Consider the following 24,466-nt stretch of genomic DNA (forward strand, 5'->3'; position numbering starts at 1 on the left):
GCGTTGGGTCAGGGCGCGAACGGCCGAATATCGAACTGGCTGGTCGGGATGCAGTCGATCCGGTCGAAATCGATGAAGCGCGCGCAGCTTTCCATCATCAGCCGCTGATTTTCAGCCAGCCGTGCGGCATCCCCCACCGCGTCGAAATAGACCGCTTCGTCGGTCAGCGCGGCGGCCGGGAAACATTCCTCGACCATCGCGACATAGGCGGGTGCGCCATAGCTCAGCGGTCGCACGACCAGATTCTGGACATATTCGAAGTTGCTTTGCGTATCGGCTGCGACCGCCGAATGCTGGCGCTGCCAGATATCGCGCCAGCCTTCCCGGCTCAGCCGCGGCGGCAAGCCCAGAAATACGATCTGGGAAAAGCCTTCTGTCCGCACTCCGGGCGAGGGCGGGTGCAGTATGTTGTCGATTATGGTCGATTCACTCACAAGCCACGCGGCATGGCGCGGCGCGGCGTCGGCGATGATCGCATCGGTGGCGGCGCGTTTGGGTTCATTCGCGCTCGGCAGCCAGAGCTGGATCACGGCGTCCATCTGAGGGCGGGTTGAGATCAGGCGCGGCGAACTGCCGTTCGCGACGCTGTCGTCCTGAACATTGATACGCACCGCATGCGCCGTATCGCTGAGCCGCGACGCGATATCGCCAAGCAGCCGCGCGTTGAAGCGCCCATTTTCCTCTGCGCTGTCTTTCCACAAAGCGTAGATGACCTTTTCCATGCTCTCTCCCTCACGCCGCGTCGGATGGACGGGTGCTGCATCGACCCTATCGTTCGGCCCTGACCGCGCATGGCTCAATTGGACTAGATATGGGGCGCCCCGCGCAACGCTTTCGAGCGTGCGTCAGCCGAGAACCGCGACGCTGCGCAGGATGAGGCGGACGAGATCGGCCTGCCGGCTGACCCCGGTCTTGCTGAGGATGGTCTTGCAATAGCTGCGCACCGTATTCTCGGTCAGCTCCAGCTTTGTGGCGGCTTCGGCCAGGCTGAGCCCCGTCGCGAGCAACGCGGCCAGATGCGCCTCGGACGGGGTGAGGTCGAAGATCTGGCTGACCAGCCTTTCGAGCGGCTGATTATTGTCGAGTCCGGAGACATAGACCACCGCGGCAGGGCCAGCCTCATTGCCATAGCGCGACGGCGTCTCGATCGTTCGCACGAGCACGCCCAGATGCCGGTCGCTGTCCGCTTCGACGCGCAAGCCTTCGGCGAAGCTGCCGCCATCGCGCCGCGCCGAGACGGCCTGCCCGATGAGTTTCTGGAGCTGCGTGTTGGCGGTCTTGCTCGCCAGCGCTAGCCGATTGTCGGCGGCGCGGAGCGCGTCGCTCGATTTGATCAGCGCGCGGCCCGCGCTGTTGGTGCGCAGGATATGACCCTCGCCGTCGAGGATGAAGGTGCAGAGCGTGAGCCGGTCGAGCGTGTCGACCATCACCTGAAGTTCGGTCTCGTCGCGGCGCATGCGCGAGAAGAGCGCGAGCGATTGTTCGAGGTGCGGACGTAGTGCGAACAGAACCTGTTTATCGTCGTCGGTGAAATCCTCTTCGTCCGGACCGTTGGTCAGGCCGACATTGCCCTCCCACCCACCGGGTTCGGATATATACATGCCCAGCTGATGCTCGATGCCATAGGGCTGTAATATCTCGCGATAGAAGCGGTTTTCGCGAAGGTCTTCGGGCGAAATCAACTCGCTCAGCCGGAAGATGTCGCCGGCTTTGGTCAGCGCGTTGCGCAGCGGGTCGAGATCGCCGATCTCGGCGTGGATCGCATGGATACCGCGCGCCTTGCGCTCGTCGATCACCAGCGGCGGTCCCCAGATGATCAATGGCGGCGTCCCCTGCCGGCTGAGACGTAAGGTGATGGCGGCACTGGTGCAGCGCATCCGCCGGCTCAGCGCCTCGAGAAAGCCCAGCCACGGCGTCGCTTCCAGCGGCCCCCGATAGAGGAGGGTCACCAGTTCATCGACTTCGGCCAAAGGCTTTTCGATCCGCATTCCGACTCCGCTTCCTGTTCGCGCCCAACCGCCAATTATCTATGGGGATTGGTATCGGGTCCGGCAATGATATGTCGGGCCGCGAACGGCAAGCGCGATGGCAAATCGGCTCCCCCTGAATGGGGGTTGTCGCGGCCGCACTCGCGCGTCACGCAGCAAGGCACAATCGACCGGGCGGATGGATAACGTGTCCATCGATGTCCGGCGCAGGAGACGATCTGCCGTGGCCGAGGTGAAGTTCACGATACCGCATAAAATCTTCGCCGCGGCGCGCGCGCATGGCGATGCCGTCGCGATCTGCGGCGAGGACGGGACTGAGGTTCGCTACCGCGATATCGAACCGCTGGTGCGTGCCGCTGCCAAGGGCTTCATCTCGGCGGGCGTCGCCGAAGGGGACCGGATCGCGATCTGGGCGCCCAATGCGGTCAGCTGGATTATCGCTACCATCGGCGCGCAGGCGGCGGGCGCCGCGATCGTGCCGCTCAACACACGGCTGAAGGGGCGCGAGGCGGGCTATATCCTGCGCACCAGCGGGGCGAAGCTGCTGCTCACCGTCGCCGATTTTCTTGGCACCGCTTATCCGCAATTGCTTGAGGGCGAGGATCTGCCTGATCTGCGCGATATTGTGCTGATGGAGGGCGATAAAGGCGGGCTGTCGTGGCAGAACTTCCTCGATCGCGGCGCGGCGCTTTCGGATGCCGTGGTCGATGCGCGGATGAATGCGCTGGGCGAGGATCAGGTTTGCGACATCCTTTTCACCTCGGGCACCACGGGCAACCCCAAGGGCGCGGTGACGACGCATGGCCAGAATGTCCGGCTCTATCACGCCTATGGCGAGACGCTGACCTATGGACCTGGTGACAATTTCCTGATCATCAACCCGTTTTTCCACAGCTTCGGGTACAAGGCGGGCTGGCTGGTCGCGCTGATGCGCGGCGTGACCGTTCTGCCCCATGCGGTGTTCCAGACCGACAAGGTTCTTGAGCGGATCGAGCGTGAGAGGGTGACGCTGCTTCCCGGGCCGCCGACCATCTTTCAAAGCCTGCTCGCCGGTCCGCATGAGAAGTTCGACATTTCGTCGCTGCGCGTCTCGATCACCGGCGCGGCATCGGTGCCCGTCACGCTGATCGAGGAGATGCGCGGCAAGCTCGGCATCGATGTCGTGCTCACCGCCTATGGCCTTACCGAAACCTGCGGGGTCGTGACGATGTGCGGCGCCGATGACGACGCCGTGACGATCGCGAACACCGCGGGCCGCCCGCTCGCCGGGATCGAGGTCAAGCTGATCGATGAGGCGGGCGAAATGGTTACGCCGGGCGAGGCGGGAGAGTTGCTCGTGCGCGGACCCAATGTGATGCGCGGTTATTTCAACGATCCGGCGGCGACCGCGGCGGCGATCGATGGCGAAGGCTGGCTGCGCACCGGCGACGTTGCGGTGCAGGACGTGCGCGGCAATGTGAAGATCACCGACCGCGCCAAGGACATTTTCATCGTCGGCGGTTTCAACGCCTATCCCGCCGAAATCGAAGGGCTGCTCGCGGCCAATCCGGCGGTGATGCAATCGGCGGTCATCGGCGTACCCGACGAACGTCTGGGCGAAGTGCCCAGAGCCTATGTCGTCCTGCGCCCGAGTGCGAGCGCTAGCTCTGAGGAGATCATCGCCTGGTGTCGCGAGAATATGGCGAATTACAAGGTTCCGCGGCAGGTGGTTATCCTCGACGCGCTGCCGATGAATGCGGCGGGCAAGGTGCAGAAATTCCTGCTGCGCGATGCGGGGGCGTAGGCGTCTGACCTGAGTGGGACCGCTAACGACCGATTGCGGCCGTTCTTTTTGATCGTCACCCCGGACTTGGTCCGGGGCCCCGCTTGATGACGAAGCCCGTCGATGCCTCAAAAAGCGGAACCCCGGATCAAGTCCGGAATGACGAAGGAAAATGAAGCAGCGTCTGCGTTACTTCCCTAAGCGGACCGCCGATTGCGGGCGTTAAATCTCAACTCTCAGGATAAAAGCGGCTGATCGTCTCCACCACACAGGCGGGCTTCTCGACGCCCTCGATCTCCACCGTCACCCGGACCACCGCTTGGATGCCGCCTTTGGCTTCCTCGGCCTTGACCAGTTCGCCCTTGCCCCGGATGCGGCTGCCGGCGCGGACAGGGTTCAGGAAGCGCAGATTGTCCGTGCCGATATTGACCCCCATCGACACGCCGCGCACCTCGACCAGATCGGGGAGGAAGCGGTTGACGAGGCTCATCGTGAGATAGCCGTGCGCGATCGTACCGCCGAACGGGCCGTCCTTGGCGCGCGCGGGATCGACATGGATCCATTGGTGGTCGTCCGTCGCCTTGGCGAACAGGTCGATCCGGTCCTGCTCGATCATAACCCATCGGGTCGGCCCGAAATTCTCGCCCACCGCGTCGAGCAGCGCGCCCGGGGTTTCGAAAATACGCGCGCTCATGCCTGCTGGCTCGACACCGCGAGCACTTCGCCGGTCATATAGGACGACAGGTCGCTGGCGAGGAAAAGCATGACGTTGGCGATCTCCCAAGGCTCGGCATAGCGGCCGAAGGCTTCCTTCTCAGTCAGTTCCTCGAGCAGCCCCGGCGGGGTCACCTTGGACAGCGAAGCGTGCATCGCGAGGCTGGGCGATACGGCATTGATGCGGACGCCGTGCTCGGCAGCCTCAAGCGCCGAGCAGCGCGTGAACGCCATCACCCCCGCCTTGGCCGCGGCATAATGCGCCTGCAGCTTCTGCGCGCGCCAGCCGAGCACCGAGGCGTTGTTGACGATCGCCCCCTTCTGCCGTTCGTACATGTGCGGCAGCATCGCGCGGGTCATGCGGAAGACGCTGGTGAGCGTGACGTCGAGCACCTTGTGCCATTGATCGTCGGTCATCTCGGTCACCGATGCCGCGCCGCCGAGGCCCGCATTATTGATGAGCACATCGACATGCCCCATCGCGCCGATCGCGCCCGCAACGAGGGCCTGCACCTGCGTCTCGTCGGTGACGTCGCAGACGAGCGTGCCGGGGCGTGCGAAGCCGAGCGCGGCGATCCGGTCGGCGGTCTCGCCCAAACGCCGTTCGTGCATGTCGGAAAGGAAAAGCGTCGCGCCTTCCTCCGCCGCACGCTGCGCGACCGCGCCGCCGATGCCGCTGCCCGCGGCGGCGGTGATCAGCACGGTCTTGCCCTTCAAGAGGCCGGTGGGAGTGGGATATTCGGGGGCGGGTCGTGCCACGCTTGGCTCCTTCATTTGAGGTCGCCGCGCGGTTCGCGGGGAAGCCCCAGCGCGCGCTCGGCGATGATATTGCGCTGAATTTCGTTGGTGCCGCCGTAAATCGTGTCGGCGCGGCTGTAGAGGAACAGATTGGGCAGCGCGGGGAAGGCATAGTCATGCCCCGCCACGGTCTCGCCCACCTGGCCCAGCACGTCCATCGCGAGCTCGCCCAGATCGCGGCGCCACGTCGCCCACTGAATCTTGTAGGTGAGAGCCGACGGGCCCAGCCTGCCGCCCTCGGCATCGCTGAGCATCCGCAGCGCGCCATAGCGCATCAGCTTCAACCCGATTGCGGCCTTGGCGATGCGCTGGCGGATCAGCGGGTTCTTTGCCTCACCATTGGCGCGCGCGGCGGCAATCACCGCGTCGAGTTCGTTGCGGAAACCCATTTGCTGCGCGAGCGTCGAGACGCCGCGCTCGAAACCCAGCAGCCCCATCGCGACCTTCCAGCCGTCGCCGGGTTGGCCAAGAATGTTGGCGGCGTCGGTGCGTGCGCCGTCGAAGAAGGTCTCGTTGAACTCGGCTTCGCCGGTGATCTGGTGGATCGGGCGGACGGTGACCCCGCTCTGGTCGACCGGGACGAGCAGGAAGGAAAGCCCCTTCGGCCCCGTCGATCCTTCCTCGCTGCGCGCGATCACAAAAATCCAGTCCGAGAATTGCGCGAGGCTGGTCCAGATCTTCTGCCCCTCGATCACCCACTCATCGCCATCGCGCCACGCCTTGGTGCGGGCGTTGGCGAGGTCGGAACCCGCGCCCGGTTCGGAATAGCCTTGGCACCAGATTTCCTCGCCCTTCGCGATCGCGGGCAGGAAGCGCGCCTTCTGCTCTTCGGTGCCGAAGGCGAGGATGGTAGGGCCGGCGAGTTCGATGCCGATATGGTTGAGCCGTGACGGCGCGGCCGCGCGCGCATATTCTTCGGCGAAGATCACCTGCTGCGCGAGCGTCGCGTCGCGTCCACCATAGGCTTTGGGCCAGCCGACGCAGCTCCAACCCGCTTCGCCCAGCCGCTTTTCCCAGCTGCGGCGGCGCTCGGGGCTGGCGACCAGACTCGTCAGTCCGCGGACGTCGGCGAAGGGACCGTTCAACTCGGCCGTGAGCCATGCCGCGGCTTCCGCGCGAAAAGCCTCTTCCTCGGGAGAAAATCCCAGCTTCATGCCGCTTGGTCCAATCCGGTCAGGCCCGCAACCTGCTCGCGATGCCAGTCGGGGGTGCCGAGCAGGCTCGCATTGCTGCGCGCGCGCTTGAAGAAGAGATGCGCGTCATGCTCCCAGGTGAAGCCGATCCCGCCATGAAGCTGGATCATCCCCCCGGCGCAGTGGCTGTAGGTGTCGCAGGCGAACGCCTTGGCGGCATGAACCGCGAACAAAGCTTCGTCCGACCCTTCGTCAATCGCGCACGCGGCCCAGTAGACCGCCGATCGCGCCTGTTCGATTGCCACCATCATATCCGCCAGCCGGTGCTTCACCGCCTGAAAGCTGCCGATCGCCCGGCCGAACTGGACGCGTTCCTTTGCATAGGCGACCGTCCGGTCGAGACACGCCTGCGCGCCGCCCAGCGCGTCGGCTGCTATGGCGAGCCAGCCCGTGACGAAGGCAGCGTTCGTCGCTGCCCGCGGATCGGCGAGCGGGTCGGCGGCGACCCCGTCGAAATCGAGCCGCGCATAGGGGCGTGTCTGATCCATGCTGGTGAGTGGGGTGATGCCGAGGCCGGGTGCACCGCGTTCGACGATCGCGACGCCGTTGCGGGCGGCGACGACGAACAGGTCGGCACTTGCACCGTGCGGGACGTGGAGCGCAGAGCCGGTGAGCGTCCCGTCACCGAATGTTCCGTCGCTGTTCACCTCCGCGAAGCTTGCAATCAATTCACCCGACGCAAGGCGAGGGAGCAAGCGCGCCTTTTGCCAATCGCTGCCGCCTGCGAGGATTGCGGGGGCCGCAAGGGCGAGGCTGGCGAGGAAGGGAAGGGCAGCGGCGTATCGCCCTGCTTCCTCGGCAAGGATCGCCAGCTCGACCATACCGAGCCCGACGCCGCCGAGCGTTTCGGGAATTGCGACACCGGCAAGCCCGAGCTCGCCGGTGAACGCCTGCCACAGCGCGCGATCGACGCCGGTATCTGCCATCGCCGCGCGCGTGCGCTCGCTGGTCGCATTTTCCGCGAAGAAGGCCTTCGCCGTCTCGGCGATCATCACCTGTTCGTCGGTGAAGGCGAAATGCATCTCAGCTGCCCCAGACCCGGCGCGGTTCGCTCTGTTCGCCCAGCAGCTTATCGACCGCCGCGCCGACATCGGCGGGCGCCCATTTTGCCTGCTGGTCAACCGTCGGTCCGAGCTTCCAGCCATCCTCGATCGTGATCCGCCCGCCCTCGAGTTCGAAAACGCAGCCGGTGACATGCTTCGACTGTACCGACCCCAGCCAGACCACGGTCGGCGCGATATTGTCGGGGGCCTGCGCGTCGAAACCGCTTTCGACCGCAGCCATCTTGTTGGCAAACGCGCCTTCGGTCATCCGCGTGCGCGCGGCGGGGGCGAGAGCGTTGGCGGTGATGCCATAACGCCCTAGCTCGGCGGCTTGCACCAGAGTCAGCGCGGCGATGCCGCCCTTCGCGGTCGAATAGGCCGCCTGCGCGATCGAGCCTTGCAGCCCTGCGCCGCTGGTGGTGTTGATGATCCGGCCATCGACGGGATGGCCCGCCTTCTGCTGCGTGCGCCAATAATCGACCGCATGGCGGCTGACGCAGAAATGGCCGCGCAGATGGACGTGCATCGTCGCGTCCCATTCCTCGGGCGTCGCCGACACGAACATCCGGTCACGGACAATGCCGGCATTGTTGACGACGACATGCAGGTCGCCGAACGCTTCTACGGCGGCATCGACGATGCGCTTCGCCGCGTCCCAGTCGGTGATGTCCTCATAATTGGCGATCGCGTTGCCGCCCGCCGCCTTGATCGCGGCGACGACATCATCCGCTGCCGACGTATCGCGGCCCTCGCCCGACAGGCTCGTCCCGATGTCATTGACGACGACATTGGCGCCCTCGGCGGCGAAGGCGAGCGCGTAGGAGCGGCCGAGCCCGCGCGCCGCGCCGGTGATGATGACGGTCCGTCCGTTGCAGATACCCATGGGTCTTACAGCCTTTCGATGATGGTGACGTTGGCTTGGCCGCCGCCTTCGCACATGGTCTGGAGGCCATAGCGGCCGCCGGTGCGTTCGAGCGCGCCGAGCAAGGTGGTCATCAGCCGCGCGCCGGTGGCGCCAATCGGATGGCCGAGCGCGATCGCGCCGCCCTGCACATTGACCTTTTCGTGGGGGACGCCGAGTTCCTGCATCCACGCCATCGGAATCGACGCGAAGGCTTCATTGCATTCGAACAAATCAATGTCGTCCACCGTCATACCGGCCTTTTCGAGCGCATATTTGGTCGCGGGGATCGGGCCAGTGAGCATCCAGATTGGATTGTCGGCGCGGACCGAAATATGATGGATGCGCGCGCGGGGCTTCAGGCCGTGCGCCTTCACCGCGGCCTCGCTCGCGATCAGGATCGCCGCGGCGCCGTCGCAATTCTGGCTGGCGATCCCCGCGGTGATCACCCCGCCTTCGTTGACGGTCCGGAGCGTCGCGAGGCCTTCGGGCGTCGTGGCGGGCCGAACGGTTTCGTCCTGAGTCAAACCTGCGAGCGGTGCGATCTCGGCGGCAAACCAGCCATTGTCGATTGCGGCCTGCGCGCGGCGGTGCGATTCCGCCGCGAACAGCTCCATCGCCTCACGGCTGATGTTCCACTTATTGGCGATCATCTCGGCCGACTTGATCTGGTTGACCTCTTCATCGCCATAGCGCGCCAGCCAGCCGGGCGAGCTGAGAAAGGGATTATCGAAGCCATAGGGCTGGCCCGCGAACATCGCGGCCGAAATCGGGATCGCGTTCATCGCCTGGCTGCCTCCCGCGACGACCAGATCCTGCGTCCCGCTCATCACGCCCTGCGCCGCGAAATGCACCGCTTGCTGCGACGATCCGCATTGCCGGTCGATCGTCGTGCCGGGGACATGTTCGGGAAGCCCGGCGACGAGCCACGCCGTGCGGCCGATATCGCCTGCCTGCGGCCCGATCGTGTCGCAGCATCCCCAGACAACGTCGTCGACCAGATTGGCGTCGATGCCGGTGCGTTCGACCAGCGCCTTGATTGGATGCGCGCCCAGATCGGCGGGGTGAATTCCGGCAAGGCTGCCCTTTTTGCGCCCGATGGGCGTGCGGACGGCGTCGATGATATAGGCTTCAGCCATATTCTTCTTTCCTTATGCGAAGCTGTGGCCGGGTCCGATCGGGAGCGTGCCCCCGATGACGGCGGCGTCGATGCGGCGAAGATGGAAGGTGCGGTCGCCCCACGCGCTCGCGAGCGCCCAGCAGCGCTTCATCCAGAAATGCAGGTCGACCTCATAGGTATAGCCCATTGCGCCGTGCGTCTGGATTGCGGTCTCGCTCATTGCCCATGCGGCGTCGGTCGCGGCGAGCTTGGCGTGGCTGACATGCACCGCGGCGTTGGCATTGCCTTCACCCAGCGCGATCGCGGCGCGCTGGATCACGGGCTTGGCGAACTCGATCTTCACGACCGCGCTCGCCAGATGATGCTTCACCGCCTGAAAGCTGCCGATCGGCTGTCCGAACTGGTTGCGGTTTTTGGCATATTCGGTGCTGAGCGTCAGCATCGCATCGGCGATGCCGACGAGCTGCGCGGCGCTGATCAGCGCCGCGTAATCGAGCATCGCATCGGCCGACCCCACCACGACGCCCTCGGCCGCGACGGGCGCGAAGAGGCGGCGGAGCGGATCAACGCTGTCAAGCGGCGTGTTTTCAGTGCTCCCCGGCGAAAGCCGGGGCCCATCGATCTGGGTATCCTGGGCCCCGGCTTTCGCCGGGGAACGTGGAGCGAGAAGCAAAGCTTCTCCTTCCACCGACAGCAGGTGCGTCGCATGCTCGAGATCGGCGACCCACGGATTGACCGGATGCTGTAGCGCGACCTTCGCGGTGCCCGAAGCAACCGCCTCCAGCAATGCGTCCTGACCGCCTGCCTTGGCAAGTAGCGGTGCCGCGATCAGTGCGGTATCGGCGAGTGGTTCGGCAAGGCCCGCACGGCCGAGTTCGGCTGCGATCAGCACTGCATCGAGCAGCGTCAGGCCGAGCCCGCCCTGCGCCTCGGGAACGAGCAGACCGGGCAGGCCCATTTCGACGAGGCCCTGCCAGACGTCAGCCGAGCGGCGGCTTTCGCTGGCGTCGAGGGTGCGCAGCAATTCGGGGCCGTGGACGCCCGCCAGATAGTCGCGCACGCCCTGCGTCAGCGTCGCCTGATCTTCAGTGATCGTGAAATCCATGGCCGTTACCTCGGCAGGCCGAGCAGGCGCTCGGCAATAATGTTGCGCTGAATTTCGTTCGACCCGGCGTAGATCAGACCGGAGAGCGAGAAAATATAGCCCTCCAGCCAGCTATTGAGCGCGCCGTCGTCGAAACGGCGAAGCTCGGCCGAGGCGCCGAGAAGCTGCATCGCGGTGCGGTGCGCGGCGCGGTCTAGCTCGGACCAGAAGATCTTGTTGAGGCTCGCTTCGGCGCCGATATACCCGCCCGCCATGATCTTCGACGCAACGGCATAGGTGTTATAGGTATAGGCCTGCGCGTCCATCCACGCTTGGCATATCTGCTCGCGGGCGCTTGGTGATGCTGTGGCCTCATTCTCGCGGAACAGCGCAACGAGGCGCGCGGCGGCGGCCTGAAAGCGCGCCGGCGAGCGCAGCATCAACCCGCGCTCGAAGCCCGCAGTCGCCATCGCGACATTCCAGCCTTCGCCTTCGCCCGCGATGCGGTTTGCGACCGGAACACGTACTTCATCGAAGAACAGCTCGGCAAAACCCGGATCGCCGTGAAGCTGGCGGATCGGGCGGCGCGTAACGCCGGGGGCGTTGAGGTTGAACAGGATGAAGCTCAGTCCCTTGTGGCGCTTCGAATCCGGCTCGGTGCGGAACAGGCCAAAGCCCCAGTCGGCGAAGCTTGCGCGGCTCGACCATGTCTTCTGGCCGGTGATGACATAATGGTCGCCGTCACGGACGGCTTTCGACGTGATCGCCGCCATGTCCGACCCCGCATTGGGTTCGGACCAGGCCTGCGCCCAGATCACTTCGCCCTTGGCCATCGGGGTGAGAAAGCGCGTCTTCTGTTCGTCCGTGCCAAATTCTATGACTGTCGGGCCGAGAAGGAAGATGCCATTCTGGTTGACGCGCAGCGGCGCGCCTGCGCGATAATATTCCTCTTCGAAGATCAGCCACTGAATGAGGTCGAGCCCGCGCCCGCCATAGGCCTCGGGCCACGTCACCATGCCCCAGTTGCCGCTGGCGAGCTTGCGCTCCCATTCGACATGCTGGTGATAGCCGTCCTTGCGCTCGAGCGTGGCGAGCGGTTCCCCGGGGACGTTGGCTTCCATCCACGCGCGCACTTCGGCGCGGAAATCCTGTTGTTCGGATGTGTAGGCGAGGTCCATCAGAATTCGGCCGCCTTGCCCGTCTCGACAAAGGCGTCGCGCGATTTCTGGCTGTCTTCGTGCATATACATTTCGAGCGTGAAGCCCTGTTCCCAGCGATAGCCGCGATCGACGTCGCGCGGTTCGAGGCCGTTCAATGCTTCCTTGGCGAGGACGAGCGCCTTGCGCGATTTGCCCGCGATGATCGCGGCAAAGGCGCGCGCTTCCTCGACCAATGCTTCGCGCGGCACGATCTTTTCGACCGCGCCCAGCCGGTACGCTTCCTCGGCGGGAACATTGCCGCCGGTGAAGAAGGCTGCGCGCACCTTGTGGAGCGGCAGCATGCGCGAGAGGTGCGACGCGCCGCCCATCGCGCCGCGATCGACTTCGGGCAGCGAGAAGAAGGCGTCGTCGGCCGCGATGATCGTGTCCGAAGCGCCGCAGATGCCGATGCCGCCGCCGATCACGAATTTGTGGACCGCGACGACGACGGGAACCTCGCAGTCGCGTACCGCCTTGAAGGTCAGGTAATTGCCGCGGTTGAGCAGGGTGATGCGTTCGGGGTGCGCCTGCATTTCCTTGATGTCGACGCCGCCGCAGAAACCGCGCGCGCTTTTAGCGGCGCGGATGAGGACGACGTTGACGTCGGGATTGCTGCCCGCGTCGCGGATGATCGCGGGCAGGCTGTTCCACGTTTCGCTGTCGAACGCGTTGACCGGCGGGACGTCGAAGACGATTTCGGCGATGCGGTCCTTGATCTCGGTATGGATCGGCATGGGTCAGGCCCCTGTTTACGAAGAAGAGGAAAGGGCGGCGAGGCGCTCGCGCGCCTCGGTTTCGATCGAAGCGACGAGCTCGGCGCAGCTCGGCAGATCATCCAGCCGTCCGGCGACGAGCCCTGTTGCCATCAGCCCGTGATCGGGATCGCCCTCGACCACCGCCTTCTGGATGAGCATCGGGGCGGAGGCTGCCATCATTGCCTGCGGCAGCGTCAGTCCGCCATGGCTGGTCATGCCCTTCGCGGCGCGGAAAAACTCGCCGAACGAAGCGCCGGTCTGGCGTTTCATCTGCAATCCGCTTTCGATCGCGCGGCGCCAGATGCCGATTCCCGACGAACGCTCGATCCGGTCGAGCAGCGCGTTCTTGATCATCCGCTGCGGTAGGCCATCGACCTTGGTCGAAACGAGGATATCGTCGGTGCCCGCCCTGACGTAGCGCGTCTTGGTCAGTTCGGGGATCGGGCTTTCGCGCGTCATCAGAAAGCGCGTGCCCATCGCGATGCCGACCGCGCCATAGGCCAGCGCCGCCGCGAGCCCGCGTCCGTCGCCGAAACCGCCCGCGGCGATCACCGGCACCTTCACTGCGTCGAGTACCTGCGGCAGCAGGATTGTCGAGGCGACCGAACCGGTATGCCCGCCGCCTTCGCCGCCCTGAACGGTGACCATATCGACGCCGAGCTGCACCATCTTCTGTGCATGTTTGACCGCGCCGATGGTGGGGATGCAGAGGATGCCGGCATCCTTGAAACGGCCGATCATCTTCGCGTCGGGGCCGCGTCCGAAGCTGACCGCACGCACCTGATCGCGGTGTTTCAGGATGATCCCGACGATCTCGGCCGCACCCGGCTGGAACATGTGGAAGTTGACGCCGAAGGGCTGTTTCGTGCTCTGCTTGATCGCGAGGATCGCGGTTTCGAGCTCGGCGGGCTGCATCACGGCGCCCGCGAGGAAGCCGAAGGCGCCCGCCTCGCTCGATGCGATCACCAGTCCCGGCGTCGCGATCCAGCCCATCGCGGTCTGGATCACGGGCAGGCGACAGCCGAGCCGTTCGGTCAGGAGGGTGGCGAGCGGATCGGCCATCAGCTCGCGCCTTGATCTTTCTGGGAGGCGTCCTTCTTGTTCGCTTCGGCCATCTTTTTGCCGTCGAACCCGGCGATATAGTCGCCCTTGACCAGACTGTTGTTGGCGTGGGCGAAATGATGATAGCCGAACGCCGCGTCGATCCCGGCATTCTTGCCCGCCAGCGTCTCCATATGGTTGCACGCCTGCTTCGCGAGCTGCAGCGCGAGACGCGGCTGGGTTGCGATCCGCACCGCGACGCGCTTCACCTCGTCCGCCAATTCGGCGCGCGGGACAACGCGGTTGACCATCCCGGCTTCGCGTGCGCGCTCGGCGCTCATCCGGTCGCCCAGAAACAGAAACTCCTTCGCCAGCCGGACATTGAGTTCGTGGCAATGTGCGAAATATTCGAGGCCCGGAAAACCCATCTGCAAAACCGGATCCTGAAAGAAGGCGTCGTCGGAAGCGATGATCAGGTCGCACACCCATGCGAGCATCAGCCCGCCGGCGATGCAGCCGCCGTGGACCTGTGCGATGGTCGGCTTGGGAATGTCCCGCCACCTTTTGCACATGCCCAGATATTGTTCCTGTTCGCGGGCATAGGCCTTTTCGGCGCCCGCCTTGGTCGAGTGATCGTACCACATCAGCCGGCGCTCGACGGGTGAATGAAAGTCACGCCCCGGCGTGCCGATGTCGTGGCCGGCGCTGAAATGCTTGGCGTCGGATTTCAGGACGATGACCTTGACCGCATCGTCGTCGACCGCGCGGAAGAAGGCGTCGTCGAGCGCATAGGTCATCTGGCTGTTCTGGACATTGTGATATTGCGGGCGGTTGAGCGTCACCCACGCAATGCCGTCCGCCGCCTCGTAAAGGACCGGCGTGTCGGTCTCATAGACTGGCGATTCGTCGACCGGCGGGACCAGCCCGTCATTCTGATCGCTCATGGTTCAGCTCCTCTTGCCCGCGGGATTGTCCTTGAGCACGCCCGCGCGCAGGCCATGCGGATCGAGGCGCGCGATGATCGCGAGCTGCTCAGCGGTCGGGGCGGGGGTGGTCGTGATCTCGGCCGCGGCTTCGAGCGCGAAGCCGGTCGCTTCCCGCACCTGGTCGAAGGTCACGCCCGGATGCAGCATCACGACGCGGATCGCGTTGCCCTTGCCGCCGAAATCCATGACGCACAGGTCGGTGACGATCAGGCGCAGGTCGACACGGCTGAAATTGACGCCGGGGTTACGACGCGCCGGATTGTAGCCGACGCTCGACACCATATCGACCTCGCCCTCGACGAAGACGCGCTTCGAATGCGCGGGCACGAACATCGAATTGATGTGGCAGATGCTGTTACCCGGAAAGCCGCGCGCGCCTAGCATCTGCACCTTCGGCTGATCATAAGTGCCGCCGAGGTAGGAGATGTTCGTCTGGCCGAAACGGTCGATCTGGCTCGGCGTCACCATCGCGTGGCGCTTGCCCGACCACACCGCGGCATCGAAGAAACGCGAGAAGGGAAGATAGCCTGCGGCCTTGCGGTCGTCGTAACCGCGCGGGCCGAGCGGCACCGGGTCCTCGACCAGATACGCCTCGCCATCGGTCATCATCAGTTCGGGGGTGTGCGTCAGCTTGGCGAGGCCGGCGGCGAGGCGCGGCGCCGGGCCGATGCCGGTCGCAACGAGTTCGCCATTGCCGCGCCACGCCTCGGACGCGGCGACGATGAGCTGTTCGCAAAGAGTGAAATCGGGTGCGGTGGTCATGGTGTCGGCCGCCTCAGAAAATGGGAAGGGGGAGGGCGGCGACGGCGTCCTTGCCGCCGGCGCGTTCTAGATAGCCCGCTTCGTCGGCGCCGATCGTGTCGGCTGCATAGTCAGCCCAGCCGCCGTCCTCGCGCGCGCGCGCTGCATAGGCTTTGAGGTGTTTCATGTCCCAGCCGTACAAGGGCGGCATCGAGGTCGGGTGCGCGCCGAGCGGCGCCTCGATCACCCCATGGACGAAGCAGCGCTCGACGATGTTGGCGCGCGCATCTTCGGGATAGCTATGATCCATCCGCTCGACGACTTCCTCGGCCGAAACGAAGGTGCGATCGGCGGCGCGCGCGAACCATTCGTCATAATAGGTGTCGGGGCCCAGCGCCTGAATATTGCCGAGCCGGTCGGCGCGGCTGACGTGGATAAGCGCGGCGTCGAGCTTCAGCGGCGGCATCGCCAGCACGACCTCGCCATCGTCATAGGGCGACTGGACGGTCCGGAAACCGCCGTGGGTCATGATATCAGTGCCGAGGCCGACATGGGTGGGGAGGAAAGGCAGGCGAAAGGCCGCGGCCTTCAGCCCCCATTGGAGCATGCCTTCGTCGAGTTCGAGAATGTCGAGCGTCCCCGCCTCGCGCGCCTTGCGGAAATAGGGCTCGAGCGGGATCGCATCCATCGAGACGAAGCCGAAGATCAGCTTCTTCACCTTGCCCGCGGCGCAGAGCATCCCGACCTCGGGGCCGCCATAGGCGACGATCGTCAGGTCGGTGAGGTCCGAACGCAGGAGGGCGCGCACCAGCGCCATCGGCTTGCGGCGTGGTCCCCAGCCTCCAATCCCGATCGTCATCCCGCTCTTCAGCGAGGCGACGAACTGTTCGATGGTCAGTTGCTTGTTCAATCCACTCTCCAGCCAAAAGGCGTCGGGTACGAGGGCACCCGCGATGTCGCTGGATGGATAGGCGCGCTGGTCGTTCGCCCGATACCACCATATGGAGAGAGACTTTCACGCCGCCCGGCAGGAGAGAGGCGGGTGAGAAATGGAGATGGTTATGGCGGACGAGAAACAGCGCGTGGCACTCGTGACTGGCGGCAGCCGCGGGATCGGCCGCGCGATCGCGGAGCGACTGCTGGAAGACGGGATGCGCGTTGTCATCTGCGGCCGCAACGCCCCCGACGACCTGCCGCGTCATCATGACGCGGCGGCGGAGTTCGAGGCGTGCGATGTGCGTTCGGCGGACGAGGTTCAGGCGATGGTCGACCGGATTTTCGAACGCCACGGCCGACTTGATCTTGCCGTGAACAACGCCGGGGGCTCGCCTGAAGCTGACGCGGCCTCCGCTTCGCCGCGCTTTTCGGAACGCGTCCTCGCGCTCAACCTGCTCGCCCCCCTTCATGTGGCGCAGGCTGTAAACCGCATCATGCAGACACAGGACGAGGGCGGCAGTATCGTCAATATTGCGAGCGTCTCGGGCGTGCGCCCGTCGCCCGGGACGGCGATCTATGGCGCCGCAAAGGCTGGATTACTGAGCCTCACCGAATCGCTTGCCATGGAATGGGGGGCGAAGGTGCGCGTCAACGCGATCATCGTCGGACTGGTCGCTACCGAAGCGGCGGCCGACCATTATGGCGGCGCCGAGGGGATGAAGCGGATCGACGCGATGCTGCCGCTCGGCCGCATGGCGCGTGGGCGCGATATCGCCGGTGTTGTCAGCTTTCTGGCGTCGGCGGATGCGGCCTATATCAGCGGTGCAAGGATTGCCGCACATGGCGGTGGCGAGCGGCCAGCCTTCCTGGGTCTTGCCCAGACGGGCTGATGTCGAAAACATATTGTGCTTGGCGCAGGACAATCGCGACCTAGCGAAGGCGCCGGACCGTTGCGATAGTAGGCCACCGTTCACTTTTGTACCGGAGTGCCGCCATGCCCGCAGAGACCGTCAATCGCCAATGGCTGCTCGCGCGGCGCCCTAGGGGGCAGGTCAGCGTCGACGATTTCGCGCGGCACGATGCTTCCATGCCGCGCGCCGATCTGGCCGCAGGTGAAATTCTCGTCCGCAACCTCATGCTCGGTTTCGATCCCGCGCAGCGCGGATGGATGGACGATGCCCCAAGCTATCTGCCCCCCATCGCGATTGGTGAACCCGTGCGCGGCAGCGCGGCTGCGCGCGTGATTGCATCGGCCAATCCGGCCTATCCGGAGGGCTCGATGGTGCGCGGCTTGTTCGGATGGCAGGATTATGCCGTTGCGGCGCGGGCGGGCGACCCCGATCCGGTGGCCATAGCAGGAGGAACGGCGCCAGAAGAAGCCTTGGGCATATTCGGAGCGGCAAGTCTCACCGCCTATGTTGGCATGCATGACGTCGGCCGGCTTCGCGCGGAGGATTGCGTGCTCGTCTCGGGCGCGGCGGGCGCGGTCGGGTCGGTCGCCCTCCAGATCGCGCGGCTCGCCGGTGCGCGCGTGATCGGGATTGCCGGAGGCGCCGAGAAATGCCGCTGGCTGGTTGAGGATTATGGCGCCGATGCTGCGATCGATTATCGCAATGAGGATGTCCGGGCGCGGCTCAAGGCACTCGCACCCGATGGGATCGACCTGTTCTTCGACAATGTGGGCGGCGCGACTCTGGAGGCAGGGATTGCCCATATCGCGCGTTTCGGCCGGATTGTGCTGTGCGGTGCCATTTCGGGCTATAACGACATGCACAGCGCCCCCGGTCCGCGCAATTTGATGCGGCTGATCCCGCAGCGCGCCGAGATGCGCGGCTTCATTTTGCTCGACCATCTGGATCGCGTGCCCACCGCCATGGCCGACCTCCGGCAATGGGTCCGCAGCGACCAGATCCGCTATCGTACCGACATCCAGCACGGCTTCGAGGCAATTCCGCAAACATTCCTGCGCCTGTTCAACGGCTCAAATCAGGGCAAGCAACTGCTGCGGATCGAGGGGGTGGAGTAGGCATCATATGGTGTTCAGCACCACCCATCGAGCTGTCGGTATCACTCCATACCTCACACAAGCTTCATGAAATATCGAGCCGTCACCTGTGCGGGGAATGTTCGCCCCTCCTGTCTTCGTCCCCAAAAATCGACCGACAACTGACGGCCACTTTCTCACAATGCTTACGACTTCGCAGTTTCAAAAATAGGCGAAGTTCCGGAAGAGATGTTTGCCTCGAACATATTCCGCGTCAAGCGGCCTCCAGAATGTGCGCGCCGGGTGAGGCGCGGCTGTTCGTTTCGGATGATGAAGGAGGGCTGCACAGGGCCCTCCTTCTTGTTCACCCTCGCGTCAGTTCAGCTTGAACCGGACGCCCACGCGGAATGTGCGGCCCAGCAGGTCCGAATAGGTGCTGTTCGCGGCCAGGCCGGTTTCGGGCAGCAGGATCGGACCGGCGTCGAACACATTGGTGACGTTGACGAAGAATTCGGCATCGCCCTTGGCCATCGCGTCGAACTTGAACGTCGCGTTGAGGTCGACGTAGGTCGCGCCGTCGATGCTGTTGTCCTCGTAGGTCGGAAACTGGTTGGTCGAGATCGGGCAGGTGGTCCCACATTCGACGCCGGTGGCATCGTACCTGCCGTCGCTGACTCCTCGCGCCGTCGCCGTCAGCGAGAAATCGTCGGTGTCGTAGGCCGCGGTGAAGCGGTAGATCCACTTCGGCGTGATCGATTGCGTGCCGGTGCCGACACCCAGCGTTCCGACGGAGTTCAGCGGCACGAAGCCGGGCACGCCTGTTGTGACGATGTTGTCGATATAGCGCGTCGCCAGGCCGCGCAGGGTGAAATTGCCCCCGGCGAGGGGCATCCGGTACGACGCTTCCAGATCGATGCCACGCATGACGAGGCTGGAGAAATTGACCGGCTGGCGGCTGATCAGGACGCGCGCGGGATTGGCCGGGTCGGGCGTGATCGCCGCGCAGAAGTCCGCCAGCCCCTCGAAACAGCGGTTGACGATGTCGTCCGCGCTGAGGCTGTCGATCGCGTCTTTCACCTTGACGTCAAAATAGTCGACCGACGCGGTGAAACCCGGAATGAAGCGGGGCGAAAACACCGCGCCGACGTTCCACGAATCCGCCTTCTCCGGGCTCAGATTCAGATTGCCCGTGATGGTGCCCAGATAGGAGAGGCTGGATCCATAAGTGCCGGTCCCTGGCCCCACTCCCGGGAAAAACGGGTTGGTGACGGTGGAGGTGTTGGCGGTACCCGCCTGGAACAGCTCGTTGAGGTTGGGCGCGCGAATGTCGCGCGAGCGCGAGGCGCGCAGTCGAATGTCGTCGATGGGCTGCCAGGTCGCACCCAGCTTCCATGTCGTGACATAGCCCGAGGTCGAATAGTCGGTGGCGCGCACCGCTCCGTTGAACTCGAGTCCAAAGCCCAGCGGCACAACCGTTTCGAGGTAGGCCTCCTTGACGTCGTAGCTGCCCTTACTGGGGCGGAAGTTGCCGACCGACCACACGCTGGTCGATGCGCCGGTGGTCGGGTTGAAGATGGGTTGGAACTCGGCGGGCACGAACCCGTCGATCTTCTCCTTGCGGTACTCGGCGCCGATCGCGATGCTGACGTCGCCCGCCCAGGTCGCGAAAGGCGTGAGCGACAGGTTCGCGCCAACCACGGTCTGTTCGAGCGTCTGATCGCGGAACGGATCGCCGAGGATATAGTCGATCGCAGCCGGATCCGCGACGCCAATGCCCAGCAGGTTGAGCGGGCGGCAGGCGGGATCGTCATCCGCCGCGCTGGCGTTGACGTTGATCAGGCACTGGATCGAACCGACCGGGAGATTGTTCGGATTACCGGCCGGCGCGAACACGGCGGCGAGCGCGTTGTTTCTCTTCACTGTTTGCTGGATGTTGGTCAGTTGCTCGTGCAACTCGGCGCGGCCGTACTGGGCATAGACGTCCCAGCTCGCCGGCTTTCCGAAAGCCTCGAACTCACCCTCCGCGCCGATCAAATAGCGCTGCACCTTGCGCTTGTTGTTCGAGCCGCGGCCGGGCAAGTCGACGGCGGTCGTCGCCAGCGTGGCGCTGTTCAGGCCCGCCAGGGGTGTCGGTCCGAACGCATTGTAGAGGAACGCATTGCAGGTTGTCGGAGCCGCCGCTGCGGTCGCCGCCGTGCCGCAGCCTCTCGCGTCCAGGCCAAGGCCGGTCATCAGGTTCGGACCCGCGTTGAACATTGTTTCCTGTTGATTGTACGAGGCCTGTGCGAAAAGCGTGACCCCGTCGCTGACCTCGAAGCTCAGCCGGCCGAAGAGGCCATAGCGGTCTTCTTCCGGGCTGAGGCCGATGCGGCGGCCCGAATCATTGACCTGCCAGTCGCCGCCCTGCGTCAACGACGGGGTGGACGAGCAGGCGGGCGAAGGGAAGGTCAAGGCGCCGTACTGGTACTGGTTGATCGACCCGCCCTGTCCGAAATAGTTCCCGCACAGCCGTGAAGATGGCAGGGCGGGTCCACCGGCTGGATTGGGAATGGTGCTGCCCGTGATGAGGCCGCCCGGCGTCGAGTTCGCCGCGCCGACCTGGGTCCGGAGCAGGTACCGGGGCACGGTGCTGTTGGTCGTCCAGGCCGGATTCTGGATCCGGACGAAGCCGGTGTGGTTCCAGTCGCGATCGACCTGGAAGATGCCGTCCGAGTGGGCGATCTCGCCCGCCACGATCAGGCGGCCACGGCCATCGGCGAACTTGAAGCCGGCGGCAAGGCTCGCCGAGTAGTTGAAGCCGTCGCCCTCATCCGTCACGCCAGCATCGCCGGATAGCTTCAGCCCGCTGAAGTCTTTTTTCAGGATGAAGTTGGTCACCCCCGCAACCGCGTCGGAGCCATAGGCGGCCGAGGCACCGCCCGTGACCACTTCGACGCGTTCCACCAGCGACTGCGGGATCGTGTTGATGTCGACCACGCCGCTGGCGGTCGAACCCACGGACCGCCGCCCGTCGATCAGCACGAGCGTACGTACAGTTCCCAGGCTGCGCAGGTTGAGCGCATTGATGCCGGCGATGCCGTTACTGAGCTCAAGGCGCGAGTTCGACGGACGGATGGACGCGGCGAGTGCCGGCATCTGGTTGACGAAGTCCGCGATGTTGTTTGTCGGCGAGCTGTTCTGGATATCTTCCTGCGTCAGCACCATCACCGGCGTCGGGGCCTGGAAGCCATCGCGCGCGACGCGCGATCCGGTGACGATGATCTGGTCGGTGGGCGCGGCTTCGGTCGTGGCGGCAGCCTCTTGCGCCAGAGTGGGCGCGCTCTGAACCAGAGCCAGTGCGGTCATCGCCGCGCCGAATTGGCTTGTGCGGCCCAGCGGCCGACGGTTTCGTCCAGTATCACGCATGTTAACAGTCCCCTTATTGCCCAAGGGCTCACCGCACGCCGCCTTTCGCGTGCCCCGGCTATGATGCGCCGGGTTGGCTTGCCCCACTTTGTCCTACCTGACCGTATGGCGGGATTTTTCCCGCCTTTTTATGTTTTTAGTGATATGCATCGTGCCGCCCGGTTATCGCCATTTTCACGGCGTGCAGACAGCCAGTTCCATGACAGCAAGGTTACAGGGTGGTTACGGCCGGTCAACAGCTTCGGCGATAACCAGGCTGTATGGACATATAGCCCGAGGGAATGGTGCGCCGAAACGACCGGAGGCTCGCGGATGCGGATAGCTTGCAGTTATAGGAGGTAGTCCGCTTGCTATGGGGGGGCGACGCCGTCCTGCGATAGGGTTGGGTTTCGTCATCTTTCTTCTTTCCCGGGGAGGCCTTGTTGATCCAGCGCCGCGCGTTTCTGTTGGCTTCGGTTGCGCTTGCCGCGATGCCGGGAAGCCTTTTCGCGAAACCCGCCGTCAAAGGCGTCAGCGCCAGGGCGCGCACGATCAGCCTGTCCGGCGCACGGGCGCCGGTCGAGGTGATCGAAGATGAATTGGGCGTGCCGCACGTTCGCGCCGCCTCGTTGCACGATGCCTTTTTCGGGCAGGGCTATCTGGTCGCGCGCGACCGCCTGTTCCAGATCGACATGGAACAGCGCCGCGACATGGGGCGGATGGCCGAAGCCTTCGGGCCGCGCTTCGTCGCCGCCGACCGCGCGGCGCGGCTCTTCCTCTATCGCGGCGATATCGAGGCCGAGCTTGCGGCGTTGCCCGCCGACGTGCTCGAATGCGCGCGCGGCTATGTCGCCGGGGTGAACGCCCGCATCGACGAACTGGCGGCGGATCCAGCGCAGTTGCCGCTGGAATATGGCATATTGGGCATCAACCCGCTGCGCTGGGATATCCGCAATCTGGTGCGGGGCCGCGGCATTGGCATGGGCGACGCCGACGACGAAGTGCGCCGGGCGCAGCTTCAGGCGCGTGGGCTGCTCGACGCCGATCAACTGATGGCGCCGCTGCGCCCGGCGTGGTCGTTCACCATACCCGAAGGGCTCGACGCCGCGGCGGTGACCGACGCCGACCTCGGAATCCTGGACCCGTCCGCCCGGCCATCGCCCTTCGATACAATTCAGGAGGCACAGCTCGATCCTGAACAGCGCTGGACCGACCGCTTTGCGCTGGGCAGCAACGCATGGACGATCGCCCCCGCGCGCAGCGCAACGGGGCGGCCGATCCTCGCCAATGATCCGCACCTCGGCATCGGCGGTGCCAGCCCACGCCATATGGTCCATCTGACCGCGCCGGGGCTCGATGTCATCGGCGCAGGCGCGCCGGGGCTGCCGGGGATCATGCAGGGGCACACCGATCGCTTTGCTTTCGGCCGCACCAATTTCCACATCGATCAGACCGACCTTTTCATCCTGCGGACCAAAAAAGGCGATCCGGGCCGATACTGGCACAAGGGCGCGTGGAAGGCGTTCGAGACCTTCGAGGACGAGATTGCGGTCAAGGGCGCGCCGTCCGAGCGGGTGACGCTGCGCTACGCCGCGGGCCGCCCGATCGTGTCGCAGGATGCCGCGCGCGACCGCGCGGTCGCCTTGGCGACGGTCAGCATGCTGCCCGGCGCCAACCAGCGTTTCGCGATCATCGCGATCAATCTGTCGAAAGACTGGGCCTCGCTCCAGCAGGCGTTCAAGCTGCACGTGTCGCCGACCAATCTCCATTATGCCGACATCGACGGCAACACCGGCTGGCAAACGATCGGCTTTACCCCGCGCCGGCCGAAGCATGACGGCCTGCTGCCTGCACCCGGCGACGGCGATTTTGACTGGACCGGCATCATGCCGGTTCAGGATATGCCCCATGTCTATAATCCGCGCGAAGGCTGGTTTGCGTCGGCGAACCAGATGAACCTGCCGGTGGGCTATCCCTATCGCGAGCGGATCATCAGCTTCAACTGGAGCGACCCCTTCCGCTATGATCGTATCGCCGAAGTGCTGCGCGCCCAGCCCAAGCACCGGATCGAAGACAGCATCGCGCTTCAGCACGACGTCCAGTCGCTTCCTGCGCGGGCGTTGCTCAAGCTGTTGCCCGCCACGCCCTCGGCCGATGCTGCGCAGGCGGCGGCGCTGCTCCGGCGATGGGATTGCGGGATCGAGGCCGACAGCGCGGCGGCGCTGCTTTATGAAATGGTGATGCCGGCGCTGTCGGCGGGCTTCTACGACCGGGTTGTGCCGGCGGCGGCGCGCGACCTGATTCCGTCGGTCAACCTGTCGGAAATGCTGCGCATCCTCGCCGTGCCCGACAAGCGGCTGGGCGACGATCCCGCTGAGGCGCGCGATGCGCTTGTCGACCGCGCGCTGGCAGCCGGATGGAAGAGGGCGGTCGAACTCGGTGGCCCCGATCCGGCGCGCTGGCAGTGGGGCGACCTGCACCGCGTGACGATCGCGCATCCGCTGTCGTCGATACCGGCGATCGCCGCCGCCTTTCCCAAGATTGAGGGCGGCCGGTCGGGCGGCGACGGGACCACGCCGATGGCGCGCGGCTTCAACGCCAAACGTGGCTTCAACGTGTCGCACGGCGCGAGCTATCTGATGGTTGCCGACGTCGGCGCGTGGGACAACAGCCGCTTCCTGTTGCTGCCCGGTCAGTCGGCCGACCCGCGCTCGCCGCGCTATCGCGACTTTTATCCCTTTTGGCTCGCGGGCGCGATGCAGTCTTTGTGGTTCAGCAGGGCGGCGGTCGAGCGGCACGCCGTAGGGCGGCTGACACTGACGCCTGCCGCCGACTGA

General features: G+C 65.1%; 20 protein-coding genes. 4 read left to right on the forward strand and 16 right to left on the reverse strand.

The genetic code is table 11. From position 1 onward, the window contains the following. Positions 1 to 8 precede the first annotated feature (8 nt). Positions 9 to 722, reverse strand: a complete 714-nt coding sequence (locus tag AC1RRJ_RS05065) for an EthD domain-containing protein (protein WP_493120624.1) — start codon at positions 720 to 722, stop codon at positions 9 to 11. Between the two features lie 123 nt (positions 723 to 845). Beyond that, the gene (locus AC1RRJ_RS05070) at positions 846 to 1,988 is read right to left on the reverse strand and encodes a helix-turn-helix transcriptional regulator (RefSeq protein ID WP_493120625.1); all 1,143 of its coding nucleotides are present in this window, start codon (positions 1,986 to 1,988) and stop codon (positions 846 to 848) included. 223 nt (positions 1,989 to 2,211) lie between these two features. Between AC1RRJ_RS05070 and AC1RRJ_RS05075 the strand changes: the two genes are divergently transcribed. Next, a complete protein-coding gene (locus tag AC1RRJ_RS05075) occupies positions 2,212 to 3,771 on the forward strand; it encodes a FadD3 family acyl-CoA ligase (RefSeq protein ID WP_493120626.1) in 1,560 nt (519 codons plus the stop codon). 208 nt (positions 3,772 to 3,979) lie between these two features. On the opposite strand, the gene AC1RRJ_RS05080 is transcribed toward AC1RRJ_RS05075, so the two are convergent. The 13 genes from AC1RRJ_RS05080 to AC1RRJ_RS05140 are packed head-to-tail and all read right to left on the reverse strand — an operon-like array spanning position 3,980 to position 16,235. Beyond that, entirely contained in the window at positions 3,980 to 4,444 is a 465-nt protein-coding gene (locus AC1RRJ_RS05080; RefSeq protein ID WP_493120628.1) for a MaoC family dehydratase, read from the reverse strand. After that, positions 4,441 to 5,223: an SDR family oxidoreductase gene (locus AC1RRJ_RS05085; protein ID WP_493120629.1), complete on the reverse strand. Its 783-nt coding sequence runs from the start codon at positions 5,221 to 5,223 to the stop codon at positions 4,441 to 4,443. Before AC1RRJ_RS05085 ends, AC1RRJ_RS05080 begins: the two co-directional genes overlap by 4 nt. Before the next feature lie 11 nt (positions 5,224 to 5,234). Continuing rightward, entirely contained in the window at positions 5,235 to 6,416 is a 1,182-nt protein-coding gene (locus tag AC1RRJ_RS05090) for an acyl-CoA dehydrogenase family protein (RefSeq protein ID WP_493120630.1), read from the reverse strand. Continuing rightward, on the reverse strand, positions 6,413 to 7,477 hold the full coding sequence (locus AC1RRJ_RS05095; RefSeq protein WP_493120631.1) for an acyl-CoA dehydrogenase family protein: 1,065 nt from the start codon (positions 7,475 to 7,477) through the stop codon (positions 6,413 to 6,415). The genes AC1RRJ_RS05090 and AC1RRJ_RS05095 overlap by 4 nt, the downstream gene beginning before the upstream one ends. A 1-nt stretch (position 7,478) precedes the next feature. Beyond that, positions 7,479 to 8,381: an SDR family oxidoreductase gene (locus AC1RRJ_RS05100; RefSeq protein ID WP_493120632.1), complete on the reverse strand. Its 903-nt coding sequence runs from the start codon at positions 8,379 to 8,381 to the stop codon at positions 7,479 to 7,481. 5 nt (positions 8,382 to 8,386) lie between these two features. Further along, positions 8,387 to 9,538 (reverse strand): acetyl-CoA C-acetyltransferase, encoded by a 1,152-nt coding sequence (locus AC1RRJ_RS05105; RefSeq protein ID WP_493120633.1) that lies wholly within the window; start codon positions 9,536 to 9,538, stop codon positions 8,387 to 8,389. A 12-nt stretch (positions 9,539 to 9,550) separates the two neighbouring features. Continuing rightward, on the reverse strand, positions 9,551 to 10,624 hold the full coding sequence (locus AC1RRJ_RS05110; protein ID WP_493120634.1) for an acyl-CoA dehydrogenase family protein: 1,074 nt from the start codon (positions 10,622 to 10,624) through the stop codon (positions 9,551 to 9,553). A 5-nt stretch (positions 10,625 to 10,629) separates the two neighbouring features. Further along, positions 10,630 to 11,781 (reverse strand): acyl-CoA dehydrogenase family protein, encoded by a 1,152-nt coding sequence (locus AC1RRJ_RS05115; RefSeq protein WP_493120635.1) that lies wholly within the window; start codon positions 11,779 to 11,781, stop codon positions 10,630 to 10,632. Further along, positions 11,781 to 12,536 (reverse strand): enoyl-CoA hydratase family protein, encoded by a 756-nt coding sequence (locus tag AC1RRJ_RS05120; RefSeq protein ID WP_493120636.1) that lies wholly within the window; start codon positions 12,534 to 12,536, stop codon positions 11,781 to 11,783. Before AC1RRJ_RS05120 ends, AC1RRJ_RS05115 begins: the two co-directional genes overlap by 1 nt. Before the next feature lie 15 nt (positions 12,537 to 12,551). Next, positions 12,552 to 13,619 (reverse strand): NAD(P)H-dependent flavin oxidoreductase, encoded by a 1,068-nt coding sequence (locus AC1RRJ_RS05125; RefSeq protein WP_493120637.1) that lies wholly within the window; start codon positions 13,617 to 13,619, stop codon positions 12,552 to 12,554. Next, the gene (locus tag AC1RRJ_RS05130) at positions 13,619 to 14,542 is read right to left on the reverse strand and encodes an enoyl-CoA hydratase (RefSeq protein WP_493120638.1); all 924 of its coding nucleotides are present in this window, start codon (positions 14,540 to 14,542) and stop codon (positions 13,619 to 13,621) included. The genes AC1RRJ_RS05125 and AC1RRJ_RS05130 overlap by 1 nt, the downstream gene beginning before the upstream one ends. 3 nt (positions 14,543 to 14,545) lie before the next feature. After that, on the reverse strand, positions 14,546 to 15,346 hold the full coding sequence (locus tag AC1RRJ_RS05135; RefSeq protein WP_493120639.1) for a CoA-transferase subunit beta: 801 nt from the start codon (positions 15,344 to 15,346) through the stop codon (positions 14,546 to 14,548). Positions 15,347 to 15,359: 13 nt separating this feature from the next. After that, positions 15,360 to 16,235 carry a CoA transferase subunit A gene (locus AC1RRJ_RS05140; RefSeq protein ID WP_493120640.1) on the reverse strand — a complete coding sequence of 292 codons (876 nt, stop codon included), beginning with the start codon at positions 16,233 to 16,235 and terminating at the stop codon, positions 15,360 to 15,362. Between the two features lie 151 nt (positions 16,236 to 16,386). On the opposite strand from AC1RRJ_RS05140, the gene AC1RRJ_RS05145 reads away from it, so the two are divergent. Together AC1RRJ_RS05145 and AC1RRJ_RS05150 are read left to right on the forward strand one after the other, a co-directional pair. Further along, positions 16,387 to 17,151 carry an SDR family oxidoreductase gene (locus AC1RRJ_RS05145; protein WP_493120641.1) on the forward strand — a complete coding sequence of 255 codons (765 nt, stop codon included), beginning with the start codon at positions 16,387 to 16,389 and terminating at the stop codon, positions 17,149 to 17,151. 104 nt (positions 17,152 to 17,255) lie between these two features. Continuing rightward, a complete protein-coding gene (locus tag AC1RRJ_RS05150) occupies positions 17,256 to 18,287 on the forward strand; it encodes an NADP-dependent oxidoreductase (protein WP_493120642.1) in 1,032 nt (343 codons plus the stop codon). Positions 18,288 to 18,620: 333 nt separating this feature from the next. Here the strand turns inward: AC1RRJ_RS05150 and AC1RRJ_RS05155 are convergent, their stop codons facing one another. Further along, entirely contained in the window at positions 18,621 to 21,650 is a 3,030-nt protein-coding gene (locus AC1RRJ_RS05155; RefSeq protein WP_493120643.1) for a TonB-dependent receptor plug domain-containing protein, read from the reverse strand. Positions 21,651 to 22,072: 422 nt separating this feature from the next. On the opposite strand from AC1RRJ_RS05155, the gene AC1RRJ_RS05160 reads away from it, so the two are divergent. Beyond that, complete coding sequence (locus tag AC1RRJ_RS05160) at positions 22,073 to 24,466, forward strand: penicillin acylase family protein (RefSeq protein ID WP_493120644.1); 2,394 nt, start codon at positions 22,073 to 22,075, stop codon at positions 24,464 to 24,466.

It is taken from the genome of Sphingopyxis sp. GW821-FHT12C06, from assembly GCF_058807415.1.